Origin of the sequence: Companilactobacillus kimchiensis, assembly GCF_001438805.1 — a bacterium.
Classification (GTDB): domain Bacteria; phylum Bacillota; class Bacilli; order Lactobacillales; family Lactobacillaceae; genus Companilactobacillus; species Companilactobacillus kimchiensis.
This window is the reverse complement of record NZ_JQCF01000001.1, coordinates 1-12,239: the sequence shown is the minus strand read 5'-3', so window position 1 is coordinate 12,239 and position 12,239 is coordinate 1. Positions and strand designations below refer to the sequence as shown.

The window sequence follows — 12,239 nt, the reverse complement described above, 5'->3', positions numbered from 1 at the left end:
TTAACCGGTATATTAAAAGAATTGAGATTATCATAGAAAGGGTGAAATACGATGAAATTAACAGGGTATGAAGATTTACGGGTACAACGAACTATTTCTAGTATTTATATGGCATTTGAAAAGTTAATTTGTGAAAAAGAATATCAAAAAATCACTGTTAAAGAATTGTCTGAAATGGCCCAAATTAATAAAAAAACTTTTTATCGATACTATCCTACTCTTGATGATCTGTTGGCCGAAATGCAAGCTCAATATGCCAAGGGATTTTTAGAAGAGGTTAGGAAACTTCAGTATCCACGTGATTTAGGAAAAAGTGTGCGGTCTTTTTTTACATATTCAGCAAAACAAGGTGAAGCATATGATCGAATCACGGCTAGTTCAGTTGGTAATTATGTCGGGATTCGTCAGCAGATGATTGATAGCGTGATGAATTCAACTTGGGGAGAATCAAAGGAATTCAATCTGTTGAAAAATTGGGAAAAAAGGATCTTGTTGAATTTTGTTGAACAGACAGGGTTGAATGTCTACAAACAATGGATAAATCAAGGTAAGAAAGAATCACTCGAAGATGTTATTGAATCAGCGACTGCCTTGATGCAAGGTGGAGTTGATGATTTTTTGAAATTAAATAATTAAGAGTTTGGGACATAACTGCTTTTAAATTTAAACATGCAGCATAAGCGTGGAACACAACATAACAAATAAGCCGCAGTAATCAGAATACGATTACTGCGGCTTATTTGCCTTAATTTGAGTTCCAGTCTTTTTTTGATCGTCTAAATTCGGATATTAATGACTATTATTGATTCATTCTACTAAATAAAATCAACATATAAGTAAATCTTATCAATTGTTGATTGATTTGGAATTGGTCAATCTTAATTTTGATTGTAAGATGGCACTTGTAAATCAATCAAAAATAAATGAGGTATATATAAATGAATAACGAGGTTATCGTATTATTTGGTGCAGGATCAATTGGAGAAGCAATTGTTAGACGAGTTTCTGCTGGCCGCAAGTTATTAATTGCTGACTATAATGAAGCAAAACTAATTGAACAGAAACAACGTTTGACTGAATCGGGATTTGTGGTTTCAACCATCAAGGCAGACCTTTCATCTCGTGAATCAATCAAAAGGGTCGTTACGAAAGCTCAAAGTTTGGGAGATATTATGGGATTAGTCAATGCGGCTGGTGTTTCACCATCACAAGCTAGTCCAGAACAAATTTTAAAAGTTGATCTTTATGGAACTTCTGTCTTATTAGAAGAATTTGGTAAAGTCATGACTTCAGGTGGTGCGGGAATCGTTATTTCATCACAATCTGGACATCGTTTGCCCGCTCTATCACCAGAAGATAATCAAAAATTAGCCATGACGCCAACTGAAGAATTATTGAATCTACCAATTCTACAGAAAGACATAATTAAAGATTCCCTAGCAGCTTATCAATATGCCAAAAGGACTAATGTCTTACGCGTGGCGGCAGAATCAGTTAAGTGGCAAGAAAGAGGTGCCAGAATTAACGCTATTAGTCCAGGTATCATTATGACTCCATTAGCTATTGATGAATTAAATGGACCTCGCGGTGCCGGATATAAAAAGATGTTTGACTCTATGGTAACTAAACGTCCGGGTACACCTGATGAAATTGCTGATTTGGCGGAATTACTGATGGATCGTCGAGGAGCATTCATTACTGGCAGTGACTTTTTGGCTGATGGTGGTATTACAGCACAATATTGGTATGGAAATATTTCTGAGGTTAGAAATAGTGGAAGTGCCAAATAAGAAATGATTTATAATAAAATTGTTTGAGAAAGAAGAATTTACATATGAAAGCAGCCATTTTTATTAAACCAGGAGAAATGTCCACTACTGAAGTTGAAAAACCTAAATTAGAAAAATCAACTGATGCCATTATTAGAGTTATCAGAGCAAGTGTCTGTGGCTCAGATCTATGGTGGTACCGTGGAATAGCTGAACGTGAACCAAATTCATTAACAGGACATGAGGCAATTGGGATTGTCGATGAAGTTGGATCAGATTTGAAGAATATCAAAAAGGGCGATTTTGTAATTGTTCCATTCACCCATGGATGTGGACACTGTGCTGCTTGTTTGGCAGGCTTTGACGGAGATTGCTTGAATGCCCAACCACGTGATGGAGGGTATCAAGCTGAATACGTTAGCTATGAAAATGCTGATTGGGGATTAGTTAAAATTCCTGGAAAACCTGAAGATTATTCAGATGATATGTTAAATAACTTTTTGGCTTTAGCTGATGTTATGGCAACTGGTTACCACGCAGCAACTAGTGCTGAAGTAAAGAAAGATGACACGGTTGTAGTTATTGGTGACGGAGCTGTTGGTTTATCTGGCGTGCTGGCTGCAAAACTACTTGGTGCAAAACGCATTATTGCTATGAGTCGTCATGAAGACAGACAAAAATTGGCAAAGGAATTTGGAGCCACGGATATTATTGCTGAACGTGGTGATGAAGCAGTCACTGAGGTTATGGAGTTAACAGGCAGTGGTGCTGATGCTGTGCTTGAATGTGTTGGTACGGAGCAATCAATTAATACAGCTATTGATGTTGGACGCCCTGGTGCCATTGTCGGACGTGTCGGCGTTCCTCATAAAGCCAACATGAATTTTAACAATCCATTCTGGAGAAATATCGGCTTACGCGGAGGAAGTGCAGCAGTCACTACTGATGACAAAAATGTATTGTTAGATGCAGTACTCTCCGGAAAAATTGAACCAGGTAAAGTCTTTACCAAGAGCTTTGATCTTGACCATATTGAAGATGCTTATGATGCGATGGATAAAAGAACTGCCATCAAATCAATGATTTTGATTAGTGAAAAATAAATTTTAATCAAGAATTGGAAGGTAAAAAAATGACAAACGTATTAATTATTGGAGCCACAGGAACAGTTGGTTCTGCGGTCCGTCAAACTTTGAACCGTGAAACAAATGCTAACATTACTTTGTTCGCAAGAAGTGCTGGTAGAATAACACCAGGTGACCGAGAAACAGCCATTGCTGGCAATGTATCTAAAGATGATGATTTGGACAATGCAATTGAGGGCCAGGATGTAGTGTTCGTAGCTTTATCGGGCAATCTAGGTAACTTTGCTAGAAAAATTGTCCAATCCATGGATCGCAATAATGTATCACGATTGATTTTTATCACCTCAATGGGAATTTATAATGAGATCCCTGCTTCTTTAGGTGGTGGCAATGTTAGTGAGAATCCAATGCTACGTTCATATCGTGATGCGGCGGATGTGATTGAAGCTTCAGACTTAAACTATACAATTATTAGACCAGGTTGGTTTACTAATGGTCCAGTTGATTACGAAATTACTAGAAAAGGTGAACCATTTGGGGGACATAATGTTTCTGTCAGTTCAATTGCTGACTTTGCTAAGAACGCAATTGCTGATGAGAATTATTATTCACATGATAGTGTTGGCCTAAATACAAAGTAGAAAAAAGCACTCAATTCTTCAAGAAATGAGTGCTTTTTATCTGCTACAATTGATTAAAAAGAATTTGAGGTGAGTAAATGTTTCAACAAATGGAGTATTTTATCGCGATAGTAAAGAACCACAGTTTTACTCAGGCAGCAGTTGAATGTAACATCTCTCAATCGGCTATCTCTCAACAGATGAAGGAGTTAGAAAGCAATTTAGGCGTAAATCTTATAGAACGAAAGGGACGTAGCTTTGAAGTAACTGAGGCTGGTCAGTATTTTTATATCCACAGTCAAGATATTATTAAAAATGTAAATCAACTGTCTAAAGACATCGTTAATATCGGCAAAAAGGATATGGTGACCTTAAATATTGGTTATTTACGTAGCTTCGGGACAAATGAATTTTTACAAACAGTCTCAGAGTTTTCTCAAAAATATCCACAAGTGAAGCTGCATATAACTAGTGGCAATCATGAAGAACTCTATGAACTATTACAAAATAATGAAATGGACCTAATTTTCTCCGATCAGAGACGGGCTTTAACAAATGAATATCACAATGAATTTTTGACGAATAGCGAATTCATAGTTGTGGTTAACAAAACCTTACCCGTCAGTTCTGAACAAATCGATATTACTACTTTGGCTGACTTTCCGTGTATTTTGATTTCTGACGATGGTAATCAACAAAGTGAGGAAAGCTATTACCATGATATTATTGGAGTAAAAGGTGAGTTTGTTATAGCAAAAAATTATGATGAAGCTCAGATGATGGTAGCATCTAATCAAGGGTATTTGATAATAAATAAACGAATGGAAAAGCAATTAAATTCTGAAATAGTTAAAATCATCCAATTGGTAAAGGGTGAACATAAGTTGATTCAAAACTATTATGCATATTGGAAAGCTGATAATTCAGGCTTTTATATTGAAAGTTTTGCGGCATTATTGAAACAAAGATTTTCATAAGTTTAACTTATTAAAATCATGATAAATTGAAATAGCTAAGAGCGAATAACCAAGGTATTATCATGTTTGTAGATTTAAATTGGAAAGCGTGATAAGTATTGACTGATACAGGAATAATTAAACAATTGTTTAGAACTGAAAACAAAGCTATGGTTGAAAAAGATTTGGCCACTTTGAATGAAATATTAGCACCTTCAATGGAATTAACTCACATGACAGGTTATGTTCAACCCAAATTAGAATGGATCAACCAGATTCAAAACGATGAGATGCAATATTTTTCCTCTAAGGAAGATAATATTAAGGACATTCAAATTGAGGGTAATAAGGCAAGTTTTACTAGTCAAAATCTTGTTCAAGCCAGAATTTGGGGTGGCGGAGTAAATACTTGGCCACTACAAATGAAAGTCTATTTTGAAAAGCAAAATGATAAATGGATTATCGTTAAACAAGTCGCTAGCACTTACTGAATAAGAGAGTGGATAACATGGTTAGCCCTTGAACATCAAGGAAAATAGGCAATAATAATCGCAAAGGTGCGATTATTATTGCCTATTTTCTTTGAGTGAAAAGCAGTTGTGTGCAAAAATTTTTCCATCCAAATTCAGTTGTTATTAAATTTTATAACACTCTTTTTGGAAAATCGTTACTTATGTCACACATTTAAAAATACTGCCCATTTTTTTGCTAAATGATCCATTGCATAATGAATTCATCGCAAAGGAAAGCAATGAGGCATAATAATGGCAACAAAAATTAATGAAGAAGAGAGAGTTGCATCAGTTGTTCGTCAACAGGTTAAAGGGATGATTGATGGTGATTTAAATATTTTGTATAAAGTGATTGCTCCTGAGGCAACCTTTGTTCATATCACGGGAACGACTCAAAGTAAAAATGAATGGTTAAAACAAATTAAAATGGGTCGAATGCACTATTTCGGCAGTAAAGAAAAGTTAATGCAGGTTGTGGTTAATGAAGATACAGCCCAGGTTATTTCAAGAAACGAACTTGATGCAAGAATATATGGTTTTCGTAATACTTGGCCTCTGCAATCCAGAACAGAATTGAAAAAAAATAACAACCAGTGGCAAATTACAAAGTCGCAGGCGTCAATGTATTAGGAGAGAATAAAAATGATGACAAAAAGAAGAATGGCAATAGCAACAGTGGCATTATTGGTTGCCAACTTTATGGGTGGGCTTGATGCAACAATTGTTAATACAGCCCTACCGGCAATTACTAGTGATTTAAATGGTATTAGATTGATTGGCTGGATCAGTTCGGTTTTCTTATTAGGAACTGCGGTAACAACGGTTCTGTGGGGACGTATTGGTGAGATTATCGGAAAAAAGCTCACCTTTCAAATTTCAGTGTTATTATTCGTGATCAGTTCGGTTGTCGGCGGCATGTCAACCGATATGATCATGCTGATCGTAGCTCGTGCCTTCATGGGAATTGGTGCTGGTGGGATGGTTTCGATTCCATTTATTATTTACGCTGATCTTTATCCAAATCCTTCCGAACGTGCTAGAGCTCTTGGTTGGGTAACAGCTTCATATACATTATCGACTGTTATTGGGCCACTGATTGGTGGTTGGTTAGTCGATGCACTTTCATGGCATTGGGTTTTCTTTATTAACTTGCCAATTGGAATCATCTCCTTATTGATGCTTCAATTTACATATCAAGAGAAGAAGGAAATGATCGCTGATAAATCGTTTGATTATTTAGGATCAGGGATGTTGATTTTGACATTGGTAGTTTTGCTATTTGCTAGTGATTCTATCGCCTCGAGTATAACTAGAGCAGTAATCTTATTCGTGATTGGATTGATTTTGATTGTTATTTTCTATCGCATTGAAGCTTCTAAAAAGAATCCTTTGGTCCCAACTGAACTATTAAAGAATTGGCGGATCCAATCTCAAAATATCATTATGTTTTTGATCAATGGATTTTTCATTGGATACAGTGTTTATGCACCGATGTGGTCTCAAGGATTGATTGGAACGAATGCTACATATGGCGGATTAACTCAAATCGGTGGTTCAATTTTATTGTTATTGGGAACTCGCTTGACAGCTAGACTTATGCCCAAAATTGCTTACAAGAAAATCGTTACGGTAGGAATCGTCAGTGTTTTCATCTCATCATTGGCAATGGTCATGGCTACGAAGAATGCACCATACTGGTGGTTATTAGTCAGTGGTGCGTTTGAGGGGTTTGGTATGGGGCTCTCATTTACACCAATGCAAGTTTCCTTACAAGATGGTGTTAGAAAAGAATTGATCAGTGTTTCAACAACGTTTGGCTTGTTATTTAGAACCTTGGGACAAACTTTTATGTCTGCAATCTTTGGTGCTGTTTTGAGTATCAGTACAGCTAGTCAAGATGGTGGAAAAGTTACTAGTCGAATGATCAACAAATTAACTGATGCATCATCGGCCAAAAATCTGCCACAAGATTTATTACCACAATTGCGAACGATTCTATTTAATGGGATGCATATGATTATGATAATTGGCTTTATCTTAATTATTATCGCCATCGTTATCAATTTCACGAGAAAAGAACCAGTCAAGCAGGTAAGGTAGAATTTATTGTCACGGTTTTATAAAAAGAGTGGCATAGGTAACCAAATAAAAAATACTGACCATTTTTTTATAGTTGATCAGGACACATAATAGGTCTTGTAAACAAATAGAGGAGAGTTATATATAATGAATACACAAGAAATTTCAGATCGTATTGAATTAAAACAATTAGTAGATTTGTTCTCTAATTATTCGGATACCAAAGAAAATGATAAACAAGTTGCACTTTTCACTGAAGATGGTGTCGTTAATATTATCAATGATAGTAAAGTTAGTTTTATTCTTAAAGGACGAGAAAACATCTTCAAAGCATTCAGTTCGTCAATGGATGAATATTCATCGGTTTTTCATATGAGTGGGCAACAAACAGTTGATTTTGTTGATGCAGATCATGCTAACGGTGTGGCTTATAACTATGTTGTTTTAGTTAAGACTGATGAAAATGGCAAAATCGTTACAACTAACGAGGGCGTTAGATATGAGGATAAATATGAAAAGGTTAATGATAAATGGTTGATTTCTGAACGTAATTCAAACTTTATCTGGAATACAGAGGATATCAAATAAGGATTCTGGAGGGAATATTATGAAAAAAGTATTAATTATTGGAGCCACCGGTTCAATCGGCAATGCCGTACGTCAAATGTTTTTAAAAAGGACTGACGCACAATTAACATTATTCTCACGACGTGCCAATAGACTGAAGATTGATGCATCGAGAGAAGAAGCAATATCAGGTAATGTGACTGATAATGAAATATTGAGTTCAGCTATTAAGGAACAAGATTTTGTCTTTGTAGCATTGAGTGGTGATATGAAGGCCTTTGCAGAACACATCGTTAAAGTAATGGATCAAGAACAAGTTCAAAGATTAGTATTCATTACGACCATGGGAATCTATCAAGAAATTCCGTCATGGTTAGGTGAGTCTCCAGAACCTTATAGTAATGGGATCTTAAGATCTTTTAGAGAAGCTGCAGACGCAATCGAACAATCAGATTTGAATTATACGATCATTCGTCCAGGTTGGTATACAAATGGGCCGGTTAATTATGAGATTACTCAAAAAGGTGAACCATTTGGTGGCCATGATGTTTCCAGAGACAGTATTGCGGATTATGTCGTGAAATTAAGTCAAGAAGATACCCTAGATAACAAAGCCAGTGTCGGAATTAATGAGGCATAATAAGGAGATAATTATGGATAAAGAAATAACTTTAAACAATGGTATCAAAATGCCAACTTTAGGATTTGGTGTTTTCCAAATTCCTGATTTTGATGAATGTAAAAGGGCTGTTTTGGAAGCTCTAAAGAACGGCTATCGCTTGATTGACACCGCTGCAGCTTATTCGAATGAACGTGCAGTCGGTGCGGCAATCAAAGAAAGTGGTCTTGATCGGAAAGATATTTTCGTGACAACTAAACTTTGGGTTCAAGATGCAGGGTATGAGAATACTAAAAAAGCGATTAATGCCTCACTCTCAAGATTAGGTTTGGATTACATTGACCTATATTTGATCCATCAACCACTCGGGGATATCTATGGTTCATGGAGAGCGATGGAGGATGCATATAAAGCTGGCAAATTAAAAGCTCTCGGAGTTGCTAATTTTGAAAATGATCGACTACAGGATTTGATGATGCACAATGAAATCAAACCAGTCGTTGATCAAATTGAATTGCATCCATTTTATGCTCAGCCTGAACGGGTTCAATGGTTGTTAGACAATGATATCGTACCTGAAGCTTGGGGACCATTTGCCGAAGGTAAAAAGGGTATCTTCACTGATCCAACAATTAAGGAGATTGCTGATAAGTATGACAAGACCAATGGCCAAGTTATTTTGAGATGGCTCAATCAACGCAATATTGTTGTCATTCCCAAATCAGTTCATGAAGCCAGAATTATTGAGAATTCAGAAATCTTTGATTTTGGTTTGACAGATGAAGAGATGAAAAAAATGAGGATACTTGATAATGGTGTGAGTTTATTTGGTAATATGCATGATCCAGCCACAGTTAAACAATTAGGTGGAGCACGGTTTAGTTACTAGTAAACAACAGGGAACTTACAAATGATAACAGAAGAGGATTTTGCTTCCTTTTCACAAACTATTATTAATCATCGAATAATTAAGGAACTATAAAAGATTATCAATTGATGAAATAACATCTGAAACCATTGTTAATTAATCTTGCCTTGATAGTTTGGAACAATATATTGCTAGGGGTGAACTTTACAATATGTGTGATTTTAATTATACTTTAGTTACTAATTGGGGTGTGTCTCTTCGGATCACACTTAAAGTGGATGATTACCTTCGGGTTTTCGTCCATTTTTATTTTTAAAGATTTTTTAGTAGTAATGAACGAAGTACTCCCAATGCCCTTATCTTGTCAAAAATATTAATGGTAATCTATACTATTCAAAGTATAGAAGTAAATCTGATTTATCCGATATATAGATAGATTTGAGGAGGTTCATGATGAAAGATTTATTTGCGGATGGTGCTATTAGTATTCATGGCGCTCGTGAGAATAATTTAAAAAATATCAATTTAGATATACCAAAACATCAGACAACGGTCTTTGCAGGTTTATCTGGGGCTGGAAAATCTTCCTTAGTATTTGACACCTTAGCAGCGGTATCAAGAAGAGAGCTTAATGAAACTTTTCCAAGTTTTACGCAACAATATTTGCCTAAATTTGGACAACCGGATTTTGACAGTATCGATCATTTGCCAGTTGCCATTGTTGTAGAACAAAAGCCAATTGGACGAAGCTCACGATCAACTTTAGCAACTTATACCGGAATTCAGTCCGTGTTGCGATTAATGTTTTCTCGGATTGGAAAACCTTGGGTCGGTTATTCAGAATGGTTTTCCTTCAATTTACCACAGGGGATGTGTCCGAATTGCCAGGGCCTTGGTTTTGTTGATGAAGTTGACGAGAGCCAATTAATCGACCCCAACAAGTCCCTCAATGAAGGTGCCATGACCTTTTCTGGATTTCAACCAGGAACTTGGCGTTGGAATGAGTATGGACACAGTGGGTTATTTGATTTAGATGAGAAAATTAAAGATTATAGCCAAAAAGAATATGACTTATTCATGCATGCTCCCCAACAAAAGTTGAAAAATCCACCAGCTGAATGGGGTAGAACTGCCTTGTATGAAGGTTTGGTTCCAAGAATGATGCGTTCAGTTATCCATAGTGCTTCTGGAAGACATCATCAGGCAGCCTTATCTAAAATAGTTACTAGAAAAGCTTGTCCAGTTTGTCACGGTACTAGACTGAATAAAACAGCCCTCAAAGGAAAAATACAGGGTAAGAACATTGCCGAAGTCAGTTCAATGGATCTGGTTAATGTATTAAAATTCCTTGATAGTATTTCTGATCCAATTGCTGAAACAATGATCAGGGAATTGCGTAGCAAAGTGCAGGCACTTGTAGACATTGGTTTGGGTTATTTGTCACTTGATCGAGGGACCGATACGATTTCTGGTGGTGAAGCGCAACGGATTAAAATTGCTAAATATTTAACTAGTTCATTATCAGATTTAGTCTATGTTTTAGATGAACCCAGTGTTGGATTGCATCCGCACGATATTCAATTAATAACAAAATCACTGAAAAAGCTTAAAGACCGAGGAAACACAATCGTGTTAGTCGATCATAATCCCGCAATTATTCAATCAGGTGATTATATTGTTGAAATTGGTCCGAAGGCTGGTAGTGCTGGTGGTGAGGTTACATTTACCGGTACTTATCCTGAACTATTAAAATCAGATACTATCACTGGCAGAATGTTACGTGAACCGACTACTTTTAGAAAAGCGAGAACTCCAAAGAGCTGGTTACAAGTTGATCATGTGACTTCACATAATTTGGAAAACGTCAGTGCTAAAATTCCTGAGCAAGTAATGACAGTTATATCTGGTCCGGCTGGTTCAGGTAAAAGTACCTTGGTCAATGCCATTAAACAACAGGTAGCTGATCGAGATTATATTGATCTTAGTCAAAATGCCGTCGGAATCAATATTCGTTCGACACCAGCGACGTACTTGAATATCTTAAATCCCTTACGAAAACTATTTAGCAAAGCTAATGATGGCGTGTCTACACAATTGTTTAGTTACAACGGCAAAGGAGCCTGCCCCCGTTGCAAAGGTAAGGGTGTGACGATTACTGAAATGGCATTCATGGATCCAGTCGTTCAAGTCTGTGAACTATGTGGTGGCAAGAGATATAGTCAAGAAGCTTTGCAATACAAATATCATGGCAAAGATATTTCCGAAGTACTAAATTTATCGATTGCTGATACTTTGGAATTCTTTAAGGATCAGCCAAATATCTATAAAAAAGTCAGTTTATTAGATCAAGTTGGTTTAGGCTATTTAAATCTCAGTCAATCTATGACTACTTTATCTGGTGGGGAAGTTCAGCGAGTGAAATTAGCTATGGAATTGAACCATACCGGAAGTATCTACTTCTTAGATGAACCAACGACAGGGTTACATTTAAGTGACACCAAACGACTGATCAATTTGTTTGAAGATCTTGTAAATAAAGGGAATACCTTAATTTTGATTGAACATAATTTGTCATTGATCAGTCAAGCGGATTGGTTGATCGATATGGGTCCAGATGCGGGGAAATACGGTGGCCAAGTTTGTTATGAAGGAATACCTAAGAACAGTATATCCGATCCTAATTCACGAACCGGGACTGCCTTAAAACAATTGGTAAACTGACTTTTATAGTTCTAATAATTATTGCCAATGTCGTTGTTACTCAGATTTTTAAATCAAAGCAATCAAAGTAATAACTGCTATTAAAGCAAGATTAATTAACAGTAACCAAACTGAAAGAAGACTCCAGAGCATAATTATTTGACCTCAAGTTTTGGTTAAAATTATACGCAAGCAAGTCATGATTTTCTATTCGGTTATGATATAGATCAATAACTGATTTGGGTTTGAGATTATATAAGTTAAATTGTTGTTCTATTTAGAATACTCTCATTTTCTAGATATCTATTGGAAACTCCATCAATAATAAAGTATTGCATGACAAGATCTTATCTGATATTAAGCAATCATTTACTGCATAATTATAGACACAAAAAGTCTAGTAATCTTGAATTCAAGGTTACTAGACTTTTTAAAGTGCGCCCGGCATGGGCACTAACTTGGTG

At 36.2% G+C, this 12,239-nt stretch carries 12 protein-coding genes; all 12 read left to right on the top strand.

The window, feature by feature from the left end; genetic code table 11:
• The first annotated feature begins 51 nt into the window (after positions 1-51).
• The 12 genes from IV57_RS00060 (at position 52) to IV57_RS00005 (ending at position 11,796) form a co-directional block, all read left to right on the top strand.
• Positions 52-636, top strand: coding sequence for a TetR/AcrR family transcriptional regulator (locus IV57_RS00060; RefSeq protein ID WP_057879443.1), 585 nt, complete (start codon positions 52-54; stop codon positions 634-636).
• Between the two features lie 302 nt (positions 637-938).
• Positions 939-1,790, top strand: coding sequence for an SDR family oxidoreductase (locus IV57_RS00055; RefSeq protein ID WP_057879442.1), 852 nt, complete (start codon positions 939-941; stop codon positions 1,788-1,790).
• A 44-nt stretch (positions 1,791-1,834) separates the two neighbouring features.
• On the top strand, positions 1,835-2,872 hold the full coding sequence (locus IV57_RS00050) for a zinc-dependent alcohol dehydrogenase family protein (RefSeq protein ID WP_057879441.1): 1,038 nt from the start codon (positions 1,835-1,837) through the stop codon (positions 2,870-2,872).
• A 29-nt stretch (positions 2,873-2,901) separates the two neighbouring features.
• Positions 2,902-3,495, top strand: a complete 594-nt coding sequence (locus IV57_RS00045) for an NAD(P)H-binding protein (RefSeq protein WP_057879440.1) — start codon at positions 2,902-2,904, stop codon at positions 3,493-3,495.
• A 77-nt stretch (positions 3,496-3,572) separates the two neighbouring features.
• Complete coding sequence (locus IV57_RS00040) at positions 3,573-4,451, top strand: LysR family transcriptional regulator (RefSeq protein ID WP_057879439.1); 879 nt, start codon at positions 3,573-3,575, stop codon at positions 4,449-4,451.
• A 98-nt stretch (positions 4,452-4,549) separates the two neighbouring features.
• Complete coding sequence (locus tag IV57_RS00035; RefSeq protein WP_083488823.1) at positions 4,550-4,921, top strand: nuclear transport factor 2 family protein; 372 nt, start codon at positions 4,550-4,552, stop codon at positions 4,919-4,921.
• A gap of 273 nt (positions 4,922-5,194) precedes the next feature.
• Positions 5,195-5,572, top strand: coding sequence for a nuclear transport factor 2 family protein (locus IV57_RS00030; RefSeq protein ID WP_057879438.1), 378 nt, complete (start codon positions 5,195-5,197; stop codon positions 5,570-5,572).
• A gap of 12 nt (positions 5,573-5,584) precedes the next feature.
• Positions 5,585-7,042: an MFS transporter gene (locus tag IV57_RS00025; protein WP_057879437.1), complete on the top strand. Its 1,458-nt coding sequence runs from the start codon at positions 5,585-5,587 to the stop codon at positions 7,040-7,042.
• 126 nt (positions 7,043-7,168) lie between these two features.
• Complete coding sequence (locus IV57_RS00020; RefSeq protein ID WP_236704293.1) at positions 7,169-7,609, top strand: nuclear transport factor 2 family protein; 441 nt, start codon at positions 7,169-7,171, stop codon at positions 7,607-7,609.
• A 19-nt stretch (positions 7,610-7,628) separates the two neighbouring features.
• Positions 7,629-8,228: an NAD(P)H-binding protein gene (locus IV57_RS00015; RefSeq protein WP_057879435.1), complete on the top strand. Its 600-nt coding sequence runs from the start codon at positions 7,629-7,631 to the stop codon at positions 8,226-8,228.
• A 13-nt stretch (positions 8,229-8,241) separates the two neighbouring features.
• Complete coding sequence (locus IV57_RS00010; RefSeq protein ID WP_057879434.1) at positions 8,242-9,096, top strand: aldo/keto reductase; 855 nt, start codon at positions 8,242-8,244, stop codon at positions 9,094-9,096.
• Between the two features lie 432 nt (positions 9,097-9,528).
• Positions 9,529-11,796 (top strand): ATP-binding cassette domain-containing protein, encoded by a 2,268-nt coding sequence (locus IV57_RS00005; RefSeq protein WP_057879433.1) that lies wholly within the window; start codon positions 9,529-9,531, stop codon positions 11,794-11,796.
• The last annotated feature ends 443 nt before the right edge of the window (positions 11,797-12,239 follow it).